This is a genomic window from Minwuia sp. (assembly GCF_048263705.1).
GTDB lineage: Bacteria > Pseudomonadota > Alphaproteobacteria > Minwuiales > Minwuiaceae > Minwuia.
In genome coordinates this window covers 156,458-173,886 of the sequence record NZ_JBLXDV010000007.1, presented here as the reverse complement: position 1 = coordinate 173,886, position 17,429 = coordinate 156,458, and the positions used below count along the sequence as shown (strand labels likewise).

Annotated in this window: 14 protein-coding genes; 11 read left to right on the top strand and 3 right to left on the bottom strand. The window is 65.3% G+C overall.

Features of this window, described 5'->3' with window-relative positions; genetic code table 11:
- Window position 1: 1 nt before the first annotated feature.
- The 5 genes from lptB (at window position 2) to ACN0X7_RS12070 (ending at window position 4,589) form a co-directional block, all read left to right on the top strand.
- Window positions 2-787 carry an LPS export ABC transporter ATP-binding protein gene (gene lptB, locus ACN0X7_RS12090; RefSeq protein ID WP_417517542.1) on the top strand — a complete coding sequence of 262 codons (786 nt, stop codon included), beginning with the start codon at window positions 2-4 and terminating at the stop codon, window positions 785-787.
- A gap of 5 nt (window positions 788-792) precedes the next feature.
- Window positions 793-2,346, top strand: coding sequence for an RNA polymerase factor sigma-54 (gene rpoN / locus ACN0X7_RS12085; protein WP_417517540.1), 1,554 nt, complete (start codon window positions 793-795; stop codon window positions 2,344-2,346).
- 119 nt (window positions 2,347-2,465) lie between these two features.
- Window positions 2,466-3,041, top strand: a complete 576-nt coding sequence (gene hpf, locus ACN0X7_RS12080; RefSeq protein WP_417517538.1) for a ribosome hibernation-promoting factor, HPF/YfiA family — start codon at window positions 2,466-2,468, stop codon at window positions 3,039-3,041.
- Window positions 3,042-3,098: 57 nt separating this feature from the next.
- A complete protein-coding gene (gene ptsN / locus ACN0X7_RS12075) occupies window positions 3,099-3,563 on the top strand; it encodes a PTS IIA-like nitrogen regulatory protein PtsN (RefSeq protein WP_417517676.1) in 465 nt (154 codons plus the stop codon).
- 24 nt (window positions 3,564-3,587) lie between these two features.
- Window positions 3,588-4,589, top strand: coding sequence for a M23 family metallopeptidase (locus tag ACN0X7_RS12070; protein ID WP_417517536.1), 1,002 nt, complete (start codon window positions 3,588-3,590; stop codon window positions 4,587-4,589).
- Window position 4,590: 1 nt separating this feature from the next.
- Here ACN0X7_RS12070 and ACN0X7_RS12065 read toward each other — a convergent pair whose 3' ends face one another.
- The gene (locus ACN0X7_RS12065; protein WP_417517534.1) at window positions 4,591-6,258 is read right to left on the bottom strand and encodes a thiamine pyrophosphate-binding protein; all 1,668 of its coding nucleotides are present in this window, start codon (window positions 6,256-6,258) and stop codon (window positions 4,591-4,593) included.
- Between the two features lie 280 nt (window positions 6,259-6,538).
- On the opposite strand from ACN0X7_RS12065, the gene ACN0X7_RS12060 reads away from it, so the two are divergent.
- The 4 genes from ACN0X7_RS12060 (at window position 6,539) to ACN0X7_RS12045 (ending at window position 10,640) form a co-directional block, all read left to right on the top strand.
- The gene (locus ACN0X7_RS12060) at window positions 6,539-7,687 is read left to right on the top strand and encodes an acyl-CoA dehydrogenase family protein (RefSeq protein ID WP_417517532.1); all 1,149 of its coding nucleotides are present in this window, start codon (window positions 6,539-6,541) and stop codon (window positions 7,685-7,687) included.
- Window positions 7,684-8,724, top strand: a complete 1,041-nt coding sequence (locus tag ACN0X7_RS12055) for an acyl-CoA dehydrogenase family protein (protein ID WP_417517530.1) — start codon at window positions 7,684-7,686, stop codon at window positions 8,722-8,724. Before ACN0X7_RS12060 ends, ACN0X7_RS12055 begins: the two co-directional genes overlap by 4 nt.
- Before the next feature lie 154 nt (window positions 8,725-8,878).
- Window positions 8,879-9,652: an enoyl-CoA hydratase gene (locus tag ACN0X7_RS12050; protein ID WP_417517528.1), complete on the top strand. Its 774-nt coding sequence runs from the start codon at window positions 8,879-8,881 to the stop codon at window positions 9,650-9,652.
- A gap of 34 nt (window positions 9,653-9,686) precedes the next feature.
- On the top strand, window positions 9,687-10,640 hold the full coding sequence (locus ACN0X7_RS12045; protein WP_417517526.1) for an AEC family transporter: 954 nt from the start codon (window positions 9,687-9,689) through the stop codon (window positions 10,638-10,640).
- Between the two features lie 6 nt (window positions 10,641-10,646).
- Here ACN0X7_RS12045 and ACN0X7_RS12040 read toward each other — a convergent pair whose 3' ends face one another.
- Window positions 10,647-13,586 (bottom strand): SBBP repeat-containing protein, encoded by a 2,940-nt coding sequence (locus tag ACN0X7_RS12040; RefSeq protein WP_417517524.1) that lies wholly within the window; start codon window positions 13,584-13,586, stop codon window positions 10,647-10,649.
- 162 nt (window positions 13,587-13,748) lie between these two features.
- Here ACN0X7_RS12040 and ACN0X7_RS12035 point away from each other — a divergent pair, with 162 nt between their 5' ends.
- Together ACN0X7_RS12035 and trmFO are read left to right on the top strand one after the other, a co-directional pair.
- Window positions 13,749-14,210, top strand: a complete 462-nt coding sequence (locus ACN0X7_RS12035) for a flagellar basal body-associated FliL family protein (RefSeq protein ID WP_417517522.1) — start codon at window positions 13,749-13,751, stop codon at window positions 14,208-14,210.
- A 62-nt stretch (window positions 14,211-14,272) separates the two neighbouring features.
- Complete coding sequence (gene trmFO, locus ACN0X7_RS12030) at window positions 14,273-15,613, top strand: methylenetetrahydrofolate--tRNA-(uracil(54)-C(5))-methyltransferase (FADH(2)-oxidizing) TrmFO (protein WP_417517520.1); 1,341 nt, start codon at window positions 14,273-14,275, stop codon at window positions 15,611-15,613.
- A 3-nt stretch (window positions 15,614-15,616) separates the two neighbouring features.
- Here trmFO and ACN0X7_RS12025 read toward each other — a convergent pair whose 3' ends face one another.
- Complete coding sequence (locus ACN0X7_RS12025) at window positions 15,617-17,425, bottom strand: adenylate/guanylate cyclase domain-containing protein (protein ID WP_417517518.1); 1,809 nt, start codon at window positions 17,423-17,425, stop codon at window positions 15,617-15,619.
- Window positions 17,426-17,429: the final 4 nt, after the last annotated feature.

Here is a 17,429-nt window from a genome sequence, read left to right as displayed (position 1 = left end):
GATGGATCTGAGCGGCGACATTCCGATAGATGCCTCCGAGGAGGGGCCGCGGCTGGTCCATCGCAGCAGCGGGCTGGAAGCGCGCAACCTGGGCAAGCGCTACAAGAAGCGCCCCGTCCTGCGCGACGTCTCGCTGTATGTCGAGCGCGGCGAGGCGGTCGGCCTGCTGGGGCCGAACGGCGCGGGCAAGACCACCTGCTTCTACATCATCACCGGTCTGATCGCCGCCGATTATGGACAGATCAGCCTGGACGGCCACGACATCACGACGCTGCCCATGTATCGCCGCGCCCGGCTGGGCGTCGGATACCTGCCGCAGGAAGCCTCGATCTTCCGGGGCCTGACGGTGGAGCAGAACATCCGGGCGGTGCTGGAGGTCGTCGAGAAGGAACGCGACATCCGCGAACAGATGCTGGAAGACCTGCTGGGCGAATTCACGCTGACCCATCTGCGGCGGACGCCGTCGGTGGCGCTGTCGGGCGGCGAGCGCCGGCGTGTCGAGATCGCGCGGGCGCTGGCGTCGCGGCCATCCTTCATGCTGCTGGACGAACCGCTGGCCGGTATCGATCCCATCGCCGTGGGCGAAATCCGGGATCTGGTGTTCCATCTGAAGGACCGGGGGCTGGGCGTGCTGATCACCGATCACAACGCCCGCGAGACCTTGGACCTGATCGACCGCGCCTACATCCTGCACGACGGGCGGGTGCTGACCGAAGGCACGCCGGACGATATCGTCAACCATGATGACGTGCGCCGGGTCTATCTCGGCGAACGGTTCAGGCTGTAACTGCCATGGCAATGACTCCCAGGCTGGAGATGCGGCAGGGCCAGAGCCTTGTCATGACGCCGCAGCTGCAACAGGCGATCAAGCTGCTGCAGCTGAACAATATCGAGCTGACCTCCTTCGTGGAACAGGAACTGGAGCGCAATCCGCTGCTGCAGGATCCGGGGACCGACGGTGCGGTCGGACGCGAGAAGGCGGAACGGTCGGACGGATTCGACGACGAACCCGTGAAGGAAATGTCCATCGACGCGGCCAAGCCGGGCCAGGCCGAGGCCGATTCCGCCATGGACGCGCGCTACGAGGACATGCACGGCGAGGATGGCGTTTCCGACCGGTCGCCGCCCGCCGATACGACACCCGCATCCGCCATGGATGTGGGCGGCGGCAGTCTGGGCGCGATGGGCAACGGCGGCTCGTCGAAGTTCGAGGACATGGACCTCAGCCTGGAGAACACGCTGAGCAATGAAGCCTCGCTGCGCGATCATCTGTCGGCGCAACTGAACATCGCCGTGCTGGAACCGACGGTGCGGATCGTGGCGCAGACCATCATCGATTCGCTGGAACCGGACGGTTATTTCCGTGAAACGCTGGAGGATCTGGCAGAACGTCTGGGGTGCGATACCGAAGTTGCCGCGTCGGCGCTGGTGGCGGTGCAGGGGCTGGATCCCACAGGCGTCGGTGCCCGCGACCTGAAGGAATGCCTGCTGCTGCAGCTGCGCGAACAGGACCGCTGTGATCCGGCCATGCAGGCCATGGTCGAGCGCCTGGAACTGCTGGGCAAGCAGGATTACCCGGCGTTGATGCGCGAATGCGGCGTCGACGAGGAAGACCTGATCGACATGATCCGCGAGCTGAAGCGTCTGGATCCCCGGCCCGGCCTGCAGTTCGAAACCGAGACCGCCCACACGGCGATCCCCGATGTCCTGCTGCGTCAGACCGCCGACGGCGGCTGGTCCATCGAACTGAACCCCGAGACCCTGCCGCGCGTGCTGGTCAACAACCGCTACTACACGGAAATCAGCGCGGTCACGAAGAAGGCCGAGGACAAGACCTATCTGACCGAATGCTACAACAACGCCAACTGGCTGGTGAAATCGCTGGAACAGCGGGCCAACACGATCATGAAGGTGGCGACCGAACTGGTGCGCCAGCAGGACGGCTTCTTCGCCATGGGCGTGCAGTACCTCAGGCCGCTGAACCTGAAGACCATCGCCGACGCCATCGGCATGCACGAAAGCACCGTCAGCCGTGTGACGTCGAACAAATACATCGGCACGCCGCGTGGTATCTTCGAGATGAAGTATTTTTTCACCGCCTCGATCCCGTCGACCGGCAGCGGTGAAGCCCATTCGGCCGAGGCCGTGCGGCATCGAATCAAGAATCTGATCGACGAGGAAACACCAAAAGCGGTGTTGTCTGACGACCGGATCGTGGAGATACTGAAGGCGGACGGCGTCGATATCGCGCGCCGCACCGTGGCCAAATACAGGGAAGCCATGCGGATTCCTTCGTCGGTTCAGCGCCGTCGCGCGAAGCGCATGCAGCTTGACATGGCGCGCTGAACGGGTGTCCTCCGGGCGGGTTGACTTGCCCTGGCACCAAACCTATGGTCCGCGCCGCTTCGAGGGCCGGTGCCGCAACGCGATGCTGAACCATTCAATCCCGGCCATGAAGGGGAACCATGCATATTACAATTCAAGGCAAGCATATCGAACTGGGCGACGCGCTTCCGCAGCGCGTGACGGAGCGCCTGGAAGCTGCCGTATCAAAATATTTCGGTGATGCCATCGAAGGCAGCGCCACCTTCACCAAGGACGCGGGCGGCGTGCAGGCCGACTGCCAGATTCACGTCGGTCAGGATATCTATCTGAAAAGCCGCGGCAGTGCGGGCGACGCCCATGCGGCCTTCGACGATGCCGCCGAGAAGATCGAGAAGCAGCTGCGCCGCTACAAGCGCCGGCTGCGCGATCACCACGCCGATCAGAAGCGTGTCGGTGCCGCCGCGGCGGCGCAGGCCTATGTGCTGGCCGCCGAGCAGGCCGCGGAGCAGGAAGACGAGCCTCAGGGCGATGCGCCGACGGTGATTGCGGAGATGCGCGATTTCATTCCGGCCTGTACAGTATCCGATGCGGTCATGCGCATGGATCTGGCCGACCAGCCCGTGATGATGTTCAGGAATCTGGGCAATGACCGGCTGAATGTCGTGTACCGCCGGACGGACGGCCATATCGGCTGGATCGATCCCAGCGAAACCTGAGATCATCCTCAGGCCCGCGCGCGACGGCGTGATGTTGGAACAGACAAGGTGGCAGTAGTGGAAATCACCGATATTCTTGATCCGAAAGGGGTCGTGATCGACCTCAAGGCCGGCAGCAAGAAGCAGGTTCTGCAGGCGCTGGCCCGGCACGCGGCGACGGCGACGGGTCTGCATGAGCGGCTGATCTTCGATACGCTGCTGGAGCGCGAACGTCTGGGCACCACCGGCGTGGGCGACGGCGTGGCCATCCCGCACGGGCGGATCGGCGAGATCGAGAAGATCAGCGGCCTGTTCGTGCGCCTGAAGGAGCCGATCGATTTCGACGCGGTCGATGGCCAGCCCGTCGATCTGCTGTTTTTGCTGCTGGCACCCGCACAGGCGGGCGCCGATCACCTGAAGGCCCTGTCGAAGATTTCCCGGCTGTTGCGCGACCGCAGCAATTGCGAGAAGCTGCGCGGTGCACAGTCCGCCGATGCGGTCTACGCCCTGATTTCGGGCGGGAGCGCATCCCAGGCGGCATAGGCCGCCACAGTCTTTCGGGGTTGCATGTACATTCTGCGTAGCATCTGGGGTCTTGCAGCGCTGATCGGCAGTGTTGGCGTTGCGTCAGCGGCCGATATCTCGCTGGGTCTGCCCCTGCGCTGCGAGATGAACCAGGAATGCTTCATCCAGCAGTATGTCGATGTGGATCCCGGGCCGGGTGCCCGCGAACACACCTGCGGTCCGCTCACCTATGACGGCCACAAGGGCACGGACTTCCGGCTGCGCGACCTTCAGATGATGCGCGACGGCGTCGAGGTCGTCGCCTCGGCGGGCGGCACGGTTCTGGGCATCCGCGACGGCATGCAGGACATCGATGTGCGCGAGCTTGGCGGATCGGCGGCGCTCAAGGGCAGGGACTGCGGCAACGGTGTCCTGCTGGATCACGGAGACGGCTGGCAGACGCAATATTGCCACCTGCGGCGTGGCTCGGTTTCGGTCCGCAAGGGCCAGACGGTGGCCAAGGGCGACGTGCTCGGGTTGGTCGGCATGTCCGGTGCGGCGGCGTTCCCGCATGTGCACCTGTCGGTGCGCCGCGGCAAGCAGGTGGTCGACCCCTATCGCGGCGCCGATGCGGCGGCAGAAGCCTGCGGCGCTTCGTTTCAGGACATGTGGGATCAGGATGTGCGCGAGGCCGTGGCCTACCGACCCGGCGGGATCATCACGATCGGCCTCTATGGCGATACCGACCTGGACAGCGGCAAAATCCGGGAAGGCCGTGCGCACCTCGGCGAGATCAGCCGCAACAGCCCCGCCCTTCTCGGCTGGGTCTCGATCTACGGCATCCGCCAGGGCGACGTGGTCAGGACCCGGATCAACGGACCGGACGGCGCGGTCTTCTTCGAGAACACGGACAAGCCGCATCCGAAGAATCAGGCCCAGTCCTTCAAATGGTCGGGCAAGCGCAACCGGGGGCGTCTGACCGCCGGTACCTATCAGCTTCTGGTCGAACTGATCCGCGACGGCAAGGTGATCGACGCCTGGCAGACCAGCTCGATCGTGCGCTGACCTATTTCTTCTTCTGACCGGCCGCCACAAGACCGCTGATCGTGGTCGTCGGCGACAGCACATCCGGGTCGATGCGGATCTCGATGATGCTCGGCCCCTTCTCCGCCAGCGCCTTTTCCAGCGCCGGATAGAACTCTTCGGTCTTCTCCACCACCGCACCGAAACAGTCATAGGCCTCGGCCAGCCTGGCGAAGTTCGGGTTCTTCAGATCGGTGGCGACGATGCGTCCGGTGTATTCCCGCTCCTGATGCATCCGGATGGTGCCGTACATGCCGTTGTTCACGACGATGAAGACGATGGGCAGGTCATATTGCGCGGCGGTCGCGAACTCCTGCCCGTTCATCATGAAGCAGCCGTCGCCGGAAAAACTCAGCACATGCCGGTCGGGATGCACCAGCTTGGCGGCGACCGCCGACGGAACGCCATAGCCCATGGAACCGGAGGTCGGCGCAAGCTGGGTGCGGTAGCGCTTGTGGCGCATGAAGCGGTGCACCCAGACGGTCGCATTGCCGCCGCCGTTGGTGACGATCGTGTCCGGCGGCAGCTTCTCGGTGATGTGGTGGATGATCTCGGCCATCTGCACCGGTCCGGCCATCTCGGTCGGTTCGGTGAAGGCCATGTAGCGGTCGTGGGCGGCCCTGGCGACACCCTTGTCCGCCCGGACGGCGATATTCTCGATGGCTCCCGCGAACCCGGCCGGTGTCGCCACCAGCCCCAGATCGCACTGATAGACCCGGCCGATCTCTTCCGGGTCGGGATAGATGTGGATCAGCTTCTGCACCGGGCGGGGGATCGCCAGATAGGAATAGCGGCCTGACGTCATCTCGCCCATGCGCGCGCCGAGAACAATCACCAGATCGGCGGTCTTGATCGACTGCACCAGTTCCGGATCGGGCGCGATACCCGCGACGCCCGCATAGGCGGGACCGGTGTTGTCCACGAAATCCTGGCACCGGAACGAGGTCATCAGCGGGATGTCGTTGGCTTCGGCGAATTTCGAGACCTTGCGTCCGGTTTCTTCCGACCAGCGCCCGCCGCCGACGATCATCACCGGGCGCTTGGCCTCGGCGATCATCTGTTCGAACCTCGCCATGTCGCCTGGCGTCGGCGCGTAGTCGGGCGCGTGATAGGTGCTGCCCAGCGCGCCCTCGGCGTGGTCGGTCAGCATGTCCTCGGGCAGCGAGATCGCGACGGGGCCGGGACGGCCCGCCATGGCGGTGTGGAAGGCGTGGCTGACGAACTCGGTGGCGCGGGCGGCGTCCTCCAGTTCGCCGGTCCATTTGGTCAGCTGGCTGAGGAAGCGGCGGTAATCCAGCTCCTGAAACGCCTCGCGCTCGGTCTGGTCGCGGGCGACCTGGCCGATGAACAGGATCATGGCCGACGAATCCTGATGCGCGATATGCAGGCCGGGCGAGGCGTTGGTGGCACCGGGGCCGCGGGTCACGAAGGCGATGCCGGGCTTGCCCGTCAGCTTGTTGTAGGCGTCGGCCATCATGGTGACGCCGCCTTCCTGGCGGCAGGTGATCAGCCGGATCTGCGGTGCGTCATGCAGCGCGTCCAGCGCGGCGAGGTAGCTTTCGCCGGGCACGCAGAACGCCAGATCCGCACCGTGATGGACAAGCGAGTCCACCAGTAACTGTCCGCCCGTCCGCTGATTGCTTGCTGCCATCTCTGCCTCCCTGAATGCCGGAGACGACGCTATGGCGGCAGGCGGCGGGGCGCAAGCCCATGCGTCGCACCGAACCGAACGGACATGGCTGCCGTACCCCTCAGGCAATTGACGATATGTCAGCCGCTGGTAGGTTGCCTGCCGGGGAGTAGGGTTGTTTCGGCAATTGACCCGGATTCGGGTCAATTGCCGAAACACAACTCGCATGAACCTCACCTGTCTTGGAATCCTGCTTGAAGATTCCGTCAGACAGGATTCCGCTGTAGAAAGGACCGACCGAATGGGATTCTTCAATTTCGAGCCATTGACACTGCCGCCCGAGGCGGAAGCGCTGCGCGGTGACGTGCGTGCCTTCCTGGACGAGGCCATGGCGGACAAACGTCCGGTGGACCGGGCCTTCAACTGGATGGGCCGGGACCGGGAATTTTCGCGCAAGCTGGGCCAGCAGGGCTGGATCGGCATGACCTGGCCGAAGAAATACGGCGGCCACGAGCGCACCTTCCTGGAACGATATGTGCTGCTGGAGGAACTGCTGGCAGCGGGCGCGCCGGTGGCGTCGCACTGGGTGGCGGATCGCCAGTCCGGGCCGATGATCCTGAACATCGGCACCGAGGAGCAGCGCGAGTTCTTCCTGCCGAAGATCGCGGCGGGCGAGTTCAGCTTCTGCATCGGCATGTCCGAACCCGATTCCGGTTCCGATCTGGCCGCAACCCGCGCCAAGGCCGTGAAGGTCGACGGCGGCTGGAAGCTGTCGGGCACCAAGGTCTGGACGTCCGGCGCGCACACCGCCGACTGGATGATCGGCCTGTTCCGCAACGACAGCGATCCGGCCAGCAAGCATGAGGGGCTGACCCAGTATCTGATCGACATGAAGTCGGACGGTCTGAACATCCGCCCGATCATCAATCTGGCGGGTCAGCATCATTTCAACGAATGCGTCTTCGACGAGGTGTTCGTGCCCGATGACCGCGTGATCGGCACCGTCGGCAATGGCTGGAAGCAGGTGACGTCGGAACTGGCGTTCGAACGCAGCGGGCCGGAGCGTTACCTGTCCTGCATCCAGCTGGTGATCGAGATGCTGCGCCTGGCGAAGGACGCCGACGATCCCGCGCTGAACGAGGAACTGGGCCGCTTGACGGCGCACGTGATGACCTTGCGCCGCATGTCGCTGGCGGTCGCCGGCAAGCTGCAGCGCGGCGAGAACCCGGCGCTGGAAGCCAGCGTGGTGAAAGACGTCGGCGGCGTCTTCGAACAGGCGTTGCCCGAGATCGCACAGCGGCTGCTGGGGGACGAGCCGACCCTGAAGGACGGCACCGACTTCCAGGAAGTGCTGGCGTTCCTGATGCAGGAGGCGCCGTCGTTCAGCCTGCGCGGCGGCACGCGCGAGATCCTGCGCGGCATCATTGCACGGGGGCTGGGTCTCAGATGAGTGAACTTCGCAATATCCTGACCGACAGCGTCAACGGGCTGTTCGGCGACCGGGTGACCAAGGAACTGCTGACCGAGTTCGACCAGGGCAAGAGCGACGGCGGTCTGTGGGATGAAGTCGAGGCGCAGGGCCTCACCCGTCCGCTGGTCTCGGAAGAGAACGGCGGCGTCGGCGGCGAATGGCGCGATGCCCATGTCCTGCTGGTGGCCAGCGGCTATCACGCCGCACCGGTGCCCATCGGCGAGACCATTCTGGCGACCTGGCTGGCCGAGAAGGCCGGGTTCGGGGTGCCGGACGGTGTGTCGACGGTGATCGACGGGCGTGGTGCGCTGAAACTCGACGGGGCGAAGCTGTCGGGTACGGCGAAGCGCGTGCCCTGGGCATCGCAGGCCGGTCATGCCGTTGTCGTGGTCGAGGATGAATCCGGTGCGAAGATCGGGCTGCTGGAGATGTCGAAGGCGGCGTCGGTCTCGGACGGCGAGAATGTCGCCAGGGAACCGCGCAACGATGTGGTGCTTGATGGCGCGTCGGTCGATCTGAAGCCGCTGCCGAACGATGTGCCTGCCGACGGCATCATGCAGTACGGCGCGATGATCCGGGCGGCGCAGATCGCCGGTGCGCTGGAGAAGGTGCTGCAGCAGACCGTGCAGTACGCCAACGAGCGCACGCAGTTCGGACGGCCCATCGGCAAGTTCCAGGCGATCCAGCAGGAAATGGCACGCATGGCAGGCGAGGCGGCATCGTCCGGCGTGATCGCCGAAGCGCCGTTCGCCGCGCTGGACGAAGGCCGGAACGCCGAGTATCTGATCGCCGCTGCCAAGGCCCGTACCTCGGAAGCAGCAGGGACGGGCGCCTCGGTCGGTCACCAGACCCATGGCGCCATCGGCTTCACCTACGAACACAACCTGCATTTTGCGACGCGCAGGCTGTGGTCCTGGCGATCGGAATTCGGCAACCAGCGCTACTGGTGGAAGAAGCTCGGCGAACGCTCCGTCAGCCGGGGTGCGGACCAGTTCTGGGCGGACATCACGGGGTAGCGTTCCGTACCGGCAGGTGTCATGCCCGCCTCGCGCGGGCATCCGGCGACCAGATGACTTGCAGCAAAGCTGCACCGGACCCCCCGCACAAGGCGGGGGTGACCCGCCTGAGACAAGGATGGCGGGCGGGAGTTCCTGAGAGGTAAGAAGAACCATGACCGACTACGAATACATCCAGGTCGCGCGCGAGATGCGCAAGGGCGGCGAGATCGCGACGATCACGCTGAACCGTCCGAAGAAGCTGAACGCCATGTCCACGGCGATGAATCACGAGCTGCGCAAGGCCGCGCACGCCCTGTCGAAGGACAAGGACCTGCGCGCGGTCGTGCTGACCGGGGCGGGGGACAAGGCCTTCGTCGGCGGGGCGGACATCGACGAGATGTCCGAACTGGATGCGCCCTCGGCGCGCGAATTCATCACCAACCTGCACCGCGCGATCAACGAGGTGCGCATGCTGCCGATGCCGGTCATCGGACGCATCAACGGCTTCTGCCTGGGCGCGGGGCTTGAACTGGCGGCGGTCTGCGACATGCGCGTTGCCGAGGAAGGCACGAAGCTGGGCATGCCCGAAGTGCGCGTCGGTATGCCGAGCGTGATCGAGGCCGTGCTGCTGCCGCGCATCATGGGCTGGGGCAAGGCCGCCGAGATCCTGCTGACTGGCGACATGATCGACGCGCAGGACGCGAAACAGTGCGGTCTGATCCAGCAGGTCACCCCGAAGGGCCGGATCGACGATCAGGTTGAGGCATGGCTGGAGTCGCTGCTGGCGTCGGGCCCGCAGGCGGTGCGCATCCAGAAGCGTCTGATGCGCCAGTGGGAGAACCTGCCCATCGACGCGGCGATCCGCTCGGCCATCGACGCCTTCGAGGAAAGCCATTCGGGCCCCGAACCCAAGGCCTACCTTTCCCGTTTCACGCGGAAAGGCTGAGATGAAAACCGCGCGGCGCGGGGGCGCTGCCTAGGTGGGCGCGGTCTTTGAGGTTGTCTTTCCGGTCTTCGCGCTGATCGCCATCGGCTATGCGCTGGGCCGCTCGCCCCTGCTGGCCGGAGAGGCCGGCATCAAGGCGCTGACCAACTTCGTCTTCTATGCGGCTATCCCGGCCCTGCTGTTCCGCCTGTTCGGGCGCGGGCTGCCGGAAGGCGGCATCGAATGGTCCATCGTGCTCGGCTATTTCGCTGCGGCGCTCTGTCACTTCGCGCTGGTTATGGCGATCGGCCGCTTCATCTTCCGCAACCCGAATGTGGAACTGGGTCTGGCGGCGATGACGGCCACCTTCTCGAACACGGTGCTGATGGGCATCCCGCTGGTCTATACCGCGTTCGGCGACGAAGGCATGATCCCGCTGCTGATGATCGTGACCTTCCATCCGATGATCCTGATCCCGCTGGCGACCATCCTGACCGAGACCCTGCGCGGGGGCGATCACGGCGAACGCCAGAGCATCCTGACCATCCTGCTGAAGTCGCTGAAGAGCCTTGCCGTGCATCCGGTGATCCTGGGCATGCTGGCGGGGATTCTGTTCGGGGCCAGTGGGCTGACGCTGCCGACGACCATCGACCGGCTGATCGACATGCTGGCGGCTGCGGCGACGCCGGCGGCGCTGTGCGCGCTGGGCGCGTCGCTGACCCAGTTTTCCATCGCCGGCGACATCCGCGAAAGTGCGACGCTGGTGACGATGAAGCTGGTGACCCTGCCGCTCTTCGTCTGGTTCTTCACCGCACACGTGTTCGAGAACGATCCGCTCTGGGTGACGGTCGCGACCATCAATGCGGCGATGCCCGCCGGAATCAATGCCTTTCTGCTGGCACAGTACTACGGCACCTACACGCAGCGGTCGGCGTCGGCGATCCTGATCGGAACGGTGATGTCGGTGTTCACGGTGTCGGCCCTGTTCGCGCTGTTCGGCACGGGGTAGCCCGACTCAGACCGACAGGCGGGTCAGCGCGGCCTGGAAGTTGGCGATCTGGTTCCGCAGGAATTCCGGCGGTTGCTGCAGCAGGGCTTCCTGACGGCGCTTGGCCAGCGGATCGGTTTCCTTCTCGCTCAGGAAGTCGAACGCCTTCTCGATCTCGTTCAGCGTGAAGCCCAGATGATCGCGCGCCTTCTCGGACTGCTCGAAGTCGGTCAGGTTGATGAAGCCGCCGAAGCCCAGCGCGAAGACCGATTTGTCTTCCTCGATCTCCTTGCCGAAGATGGTGCCTTCCCGCAGGCCCAGTCCGGGCAGCGCATCGAAACCGTCCCGGCCGCCGCGCAGGGAAATCGTCGAGTCGTCCTTGGCGGTGATCTTCAGGAATTCGAAGTCGCCTTCCTTCTTGACCTCGGCCAGCCCGGCATTGCCCAGGACCCGATTGACCTTGAAGGCCAGAAACCGGATCGAATCGTCGCTGTCGATCTTGATCTGCCGCTGCGCGCCATTGTCCACCGCGATGGAGAAGGACATGCCGGGTCGGACCGCGCTGGCCGCCGCGACCGTGCGGGATCCGACATCGCCGATATCGCCATGCCCGATGCCCAGCCGGGTCAGCACGGAATCGCCGCTTTCGTCGACGATGATGCTGTTTGCGTCCGCGCGGCCGTTGATGCCGCTGAACGTCGTGGTCGAAACCTCGGCACCGATGCGCGTGACAAATCCGTCGCGGGTGCCGACCAGATTGTTGCCGTGCAGGTCGCCCTGCGTCTCGCCGGTCACATAGATGTCGCCGTTGGATGCGACCTTCACGTCGTTGACCCGGTCGGTCTCGCTGCTGCCGACATAGGCGGTCAGCCCCAGCGAGGCATCCGAGACATCGATCTGGGCCACGAAACCGTCGGTGCCGCCGCCATGAGTCAGCGAGATGGTGCCGCCGGTCGTGCCGCCGCCGGAGTCTCCGCCGCCGCCCGTGCCACCGCCTGTGTCACCCCCGCCTGTATCGCCACCGCCGGATCCGCCGCCACCGGAACCGCCACCCGTGCCGCCGCCGCCGCCCGATGTGCAGGTGCCCAGCAGAATTTCAAGCTGGGTGCATTCATGGCCGCCCGTGTCGCCACCGCCTGTATCGCCACCGCCTGTATCGCCACCACCCGTGTCACCGCCGCCCGTGTCGCCACCACCCGTATCACCACCGCCACCGGTATCGCCGGTGCCGGTCGTCTGGCCTGTGGTCGATCCGCTCAGGGTCAGGTTGGCATCCGATGTATCCCCGCCAACGAACAGATTGCCGTTGCTGTCGAAAGTAATGCTGGTGATGCGGGTTGCCTCGGTGTCGGCGCCCAGCCGGGTGTTCATGATCGCACCGGCAGACAGGTTGCCCAGGTCGTAGCTGCGTATGAAGCCCTGACCGCCGTCATTGCCGGCCACATAGGCGATGCCGTCACGCACGGTCATCGCCGTGGCGGTCTGGTTGGCCGCATCCCCGAACTGCACCTGGCCCAGGACGGCGCCGTTCACCGCCGACAACTGCTGCAGGTAAGCGTCCTGGCCGCCCTGATGGGTTTCGCCCGACAGCGGTCCGGATGTGGCACCCGCGACGACCACATTGCCGGAGGCGTCGAAGTCGACGGCGAAGGCGGCATCGACCGCCTGCGGTCCGGTGTTTCGCGTCCATTGCGCCTCGCCGCCCGAATCGTAGAGGGTGACGAAGCTGTTGATGCCATTGTCGGGCGACGTGGCCGTCAGCGGCTTGTTCACGCGGCCCGAGATCGCGATCGCGCCATCCGCGGACACGGCCAGCCCATAGCCTTCCGCCGTGTCGGTGGCGCCGACCAGCCTGCGCCAGACCTCGTTGCCCGCCGCGTCGTAGCGGGTCAGGAAGACGTCCTGTTCACCGCCCACGACCTGTCCGCCGATGTCGCCGGTGGTCGTGCCCAGCGTGAAGATCTCGCCGTTCGGCCCGCGCGCGGACGCCATCAGTTGCGAATTGCCGTCGGTCACTTCGGTCTTCACGTCATAGACCTGGGTCAGCGCCGCCGCGTCCCCGGTGAACTTGCGCAGGGAGCCCTTGGCGAATTCATCGTTGCCCGATGTGCCCGCGACATAGATCGCGGGTTCGGCATCGACCGGTGTCAGCGTCACCTGCTCCAGGATCGAGCGGGTGACCTTCAGCCCGAACCTGCCGTCGCCATCGCCGTAGGTGAAGAACCGTGTGGTGACTTCGGCGGCCTCCAGTGCACTGTTCAGGTGCTCGGAGATGGCGGCCAGGGATTTCGGCGTGTCGCCCATGTCGGCCAGGTCGACGGCCAGATCGATGTTGGTCCCGTCGCTCTTGACGACATTGATGTTGAACCTGGTGTTCGTGCCCAGTCCCGCAATTTCCTCGCTGATGCTGCCGAACAGCCGCTTGCCTTCGTATTCCGAGCGGGCGCGAGGGATGCGGGTCTCGGTTTCGGCGTTGGTTTCCAGCGGACCGGCGATCACCTTCACGCCCGAAAGCTGCTGCGCGCCGATGAACGATGCGATCTCGGCCTCATAGCGCTCGTACTGCTTCTGCAACTGGCCGCGTACCAGATCGGCGCGCTTGTCCTCGGCGGCGAAGATCGTCAGTTCATGAACCTTCTTCAGGCCCTTCCAGATGCGAAACAGCGACTCCTGGGTCTTGTCGAGGTCGGCGCGCAGGCCGGATTCGGTGCCGGCGAACAGTTTCTGCTGGGAGAGATGTTCCCCAAGCTCGTCCGGCAGGTCCAGCAGGCTGAGCGGTTTCTCCCATGGCGGCACGACATCCGGCCCGAAACGGCTGTCGCCGGTCTGGGTAATCGGTCCGGCCTGCCGCGCGGCGTTCTGTGCCAGCTTCGCATTGAACGCGCCCTGCAGCAGCGACGAATCGATCTGGAACAGCGAGATCTGTCGCGTCTGACCCTCGTTGCCGTTGCCGAAAATGCCAACCATGGCGGATGAAACTCCTCTCAATCGGACAGAAGTAGACCGCAAATTCTTTAAGGTCGCTTAAACGATCGCCGAAAATCTTTCGCAATTTCCGCCATTAACCGATGCTTAAATCGAAACCGGCATGCTCAGGGGATTGATCCAGCACCTGGGAGTGCCCTGCAGATGAAGAAGATCGTGGTTTTCGGCGCGCTGGGCGTGCTGCTGCTCGGCGGCGGCGGGGCGGCGGCTTTCATGATGATGTCCGGCAGCGAAGCGGAAGAGAAGGCCAAGGCGGAACAGGCCGCGCTGGAACAGTCGGCCAGCCGCGAACCGATCTACATGCGCATGGAAGGTCTCACCGCGCCGATCATCCGGGCCAACCGCATCCGCCACTACATCTTTCTGAACGTTTCCCTGGAGATGGTCGACAATTCCGCCCGCGAAGAGGCGATGAAGCTGCGGCCCCGCCTGCATGACGCGTTCCTGCGCGAATTCTACAGCCGCTCGGTCACCGACAAGGACGGCAAGGGCACCATCGACTTCGAATCCATCAAGCGCCGCCTGGTGAAGCAGGCCGCCAATGTGCTGGGCGAGGACAAGGTCCTCGACGTTCTGGTGACGCGGGCGATACGCGGCGCCAGCTGACGCGCGGCCGTATTTCGGCCAAACCGGTTGTCTCGCGCGGTCATTCCGACTATCTCCCGCGCATGACAGACATTCAGCCCATCCACGTCGTTGGCGGCGGTCTCGCCGGTTCCGAAGCCGCCTGGCAGATCGCCGAAGCGGGCGTTGCCGTCATCGTGCACGAGATGCGCCCCGAACGGGGCACCGATGCGCATCAGACCGACGGTCTGGCCGAACTCGTGTGCTCGAACTCCTTCCGCTCCGACGATCACGAACAGAATGCCGTGGGGCTGCTGCACGAGGAAATGCGCCGCCTGAACTCGGTCATCATGGCGTCCGCCGATCAGCACAAGCTGCCGGCAGGCGGTGCGCTGGCCGTGGACCGGGACCATTTCTCGGCTGCGGTGCAGGCGAAGCTGGAAGCGCACCCGCTGGTGACGATCGCGCGCGGCGAGGTGCCGGGCCTGCCGCCGGAGGACTGGCAGAGCGTGATCATCGCCACCGGTCCGCTGACATCGCCGGCGCTCAGCGAGGCCATCCTGGCGCTCACCGACGAGGATGCGCTGGCCTTCTTCGATGCCATCGCGCCCATCGTGACGAAGGAAAGCATCGATTTCGACATCGCCTGGTTCCAGAGCCGCTACGACAAGGCCGGGCCGGGCGGCGACGGTGCCGATTACATCAATTGCCCGCTGGATGAAGACCAGTACAACGCCTTCCTGGATGCGATTGCCGAGGGCGACAAGACCGAGTTCCGCGACTGGGAGAAATCCACGCCCTACTTCGAGGGCTGCCTGCCGATCGAGGTGATGGCGAGCCGGGGCCGGGAGACGCTGCGTTACGGTCCGATGAAGCCGGTCGGTCTGACCGATCCGCGCACCGGTGAATCGCCGTATGCCGTGGTGCAGCTGCGCCAGGACAATGCGCTGGGCACGCTCTACAACATCGTCGGTTTCCAGACGAAACTGAAGTACGGCGCGCAGCAGCGCATCTTCCGCATGATTCCGGGGCTGCAGAAAGCCGAGTTCGCGCGGCTGGGCGGCCTGCACCGCAACACCTTCATCAACAGCCCTCGCCTGCTGGACGACCAGTTGCGCATGAAGGCCATGCCGCGCCTGCGGTTCGCCGGACAGATCACCGGTGTCGAGGGCTATGTGGAAAGCTCGGCCATCGGTCTCATCGCGGGCCGCATGGCGGCTTCGGAAGCGAAGGGGGATACGATTGCGCCACCGCCCGCCGAAACCGCGCTGGGTGCGCTGCACGCCCACATCACCGGTGGCGCGGACGCGAAGACCTTCCAGCCGATGAACGTCAACTTCGGCCTGTTTCCCGACCTGGGGCAGCGGTTCAAGGGCCGCGACAAGCACCGTCTGAAACGCAAGGCGCTGTCGGATCGCGCGCTGGGCGCGCTGGCCGCCTGGTAGGGGTCAGCGGTCGCGCGCGAGGTCGATCCGCCAGAACCGGATCTCATCGGCAACGCCGCGGATCGCGGCTTTCTCGGCCACCGGATCGTGTCGTTCGGCCAGCGCCCGCACCGTCGGGTCGTGACGCACGGCGTCGGACATGACGATATCGCCGCCGCGTGACTGGTTTTCCAGACGAGCCGCAAGGTTGGCGGTCCGCCCGAAATAGTCCAGCCGTCCGTTCAGGGTGACCGCCATCGCCGGACCCGCGTGCAGGCCGATGCGCACCACCAGATCGGTGTTGTTGCGGACATTGAAGCCCTCCAGACCATCCTGAAGCGCCAGCGCGGCTTGCAGCGCGTTCTTCGGTTCGGCAAAGGCGGCCAGCACGGCATCGCCCATGGTCTTCACCACACCGCCGTCGTGATGACGGACGATCTCCGCCACATGGACGAAATGCTCGCGCACCGTGGCATAGGCTTCCGCATCGCCCTGGCGTTCGAACATGGCGGTCGAATCGCGCAGGTCCGTGAACATCAGCGTCACGTGGCTGACCCCGGCGCTGTCGCCCGGTCGCAGGCTTTCCGCCGCGCACAGGTCGCGAAAGGCCTGCAGGGTGGTGACCTCGGCGGCCGTCAGCGCGTCGGCGGCCCAGTCGCGCCGCTCGATCACCGCATAGCGCTGCCTGATGTCCCGGTTCACGAACCTCAGCTCGCCTGCAGGCGCGTCCTCGCCGCTCATCACTGCGTCCTCGGTCAGGATGAGGACGGGTGAACGGTCCGCGTCCAGATCGATCTCGACATAGGGACCGCCGCGCAGGTCGCGGGCACGGTACGGGCCTGCGGGCAACTGCCCCGGCCAGGAGCGCTCGGCATGCGGGTCAAGGCGCACCTGCGCCATCACATGCGGCGTGGTCATCGGACCGCCCAGGCAATATTCGCCGTCATAGACCGGACGCAGCGCCGCGGACGGCGTGAAGGTCAGTTCGACGTTGCGGTCGAAATCGCGCCGGTAGTCGATCCTGCAGGACGCGCAATGTGCTTCCTCGGGCAGCCGGTCAAGGCCGTCGACGAACACCTTCGCGCCGCGGCAGCGCGGGCAGAGCAGGTCCCAGCGCTGTTGCAGCAGACCCGCGCGCACCGCCTGAAGCGAGAGTTCGATGGCATGGCGCGGCGGCGCGTTCAGCGCACGGGCCAGCACCAGCGGCCGGATGCGCACCAGGTCGACCTCCTGCGCGTTCAGCACCCAGTCGACCAGCTTCCGGCCCAGACCGTGGCCGTAGTCGGTGGCCTCAAGATGGCGGACCATGTCGTCGATGCGCTGTTGCTCGGCGGGGCCGGGCCGGTGCGGTTCGACCTGATAGGGAACCTGCGAGACCCCCTCGGCCCAGTCGGCGACCTGCGCACACAGCCGCCTGAAATCCTTCTCCGCGCGGGGGAAGAATCCGGTGTTCAGGATCAGGTGCCCGAAGGCGCTGCGGGCGGTGGCGCTGACCTCATAGTGGCAGTTGCAGGCCGCGCCCTCGTCCAGTCGCTCGAACGTGACCATGGCGCCGATGGTGGCGAAGGGGCCCTTGTGGAACTCGCGCCAGTGCCAGAACCACTGGCCATAGACCCATTCGACTGGAAAATCCTCCCACGCCACCTCGACGCCCGAAAAGTTGCCCTCGGCGAACAGGCGGACGGAGCCGTCTTCCTGTTCGACTTCCTCAATCTCATGCTTGGGGAAGCCGGCCGCCTCGTTGAAGCGGGCGGTATCGGCCAGCGCCGGCCAGACGGTCTCGACCGGATGGTCGAAACGATAGGTGAAACTGCGTTTGTAGGTGCGGGCCATGATC

What these genes read in the sequence shown, in the direction of transcription:
- lptB (WP_417517542.1), top strand. Translation starts at nt 2, where the DNA reads ATGGATCTGAGCGGCGACATTCCGATAGATGCCTCCGAGGAGGGGCCG.
- rpoN (WP_417517540.1), top strand. Translation starts at nt 793, where the DNA reads ATGGCAATGACTCCCAGGCTGGAGATGCGGCAGGGCCAGAGCCTTGTC.
- hpf (WP_417517538.1), top strand. Translation starts at nt 2,466, where the DNA reads ATGCATATTACAATTCAAGGCAAGCATATCGAACTGGGCGACGCGCTT.
- ACN0X7_RS12070 (WP_417517536.1), top strand. Translation starts at nt 3,588, where the DNA reads ATGTACATTCTGCGTAGCATCTGGGGTCTTGCAGCGCTGATCGGCAGT.
- ACN0X7_RS12065 (WP_417517534.1), bottom strand. Translation starts at nt 6,258, where the DNA reads ATGGCAGCAAGCAATCAGCGGACGGGCGGACAGTTACTGGTGGACTCG.
- ACN0X7_RS12060 (WP_417517532.1), top strand. Translation starts at nt 6,539, where the DNA reads ATGGGATTCTTCAATTTCGAGCCATTGACACTGCCGCCCGAGGCGGAA.
- ACN0X7_RS12055 (WP_417517530.1), top strand. Translation starts at nt 7,684, where the DNA reads ATGAGTGAACTTCGCAATATCCTGACCGACAGCGTCAACGGGCTGTTC.
- ACN0X7_RS12050 (WP_417517528.1), top strand. Translation starts at nt 8,879, where the DNA reads ATGACCGACTACGAATACATCCAGGTCGCGCGCGAGATGCGCAAGGGC.
- ACN0X7_RS12040 (WP_417517524.1), bottom strand. Translation starts at nt 13,586, where the DNA reads ATGGTTGGCATTTTCGGCAACGGCAACGAGGGTCAGACGCGACAGATC.
- ACN0X7_RS12035 (WP_417517522.1), top strand. Translation starts at nt 13,749, where the DNA reads ATGAAGAAGATCGTGGTTTTCGGCGCGCTGGGCGTGCTGCTGCTCGGC.
- trmFO (WP_417517520.1), top strand. Translation starts at nt 14,273, where the DNA reads ATGACAGACATTCAGCCCATCCACGTCGTTGGCGGCGGTCTCGCCGGT.
- ACN0X7_RS12025 (WP_417517518.1), bottom strand. Translation starts at nt 17,425, where the DNA reads ATGGCCCGCACCTACAAACGCAGTTTCACCTATCGTTTCGACCATCCG.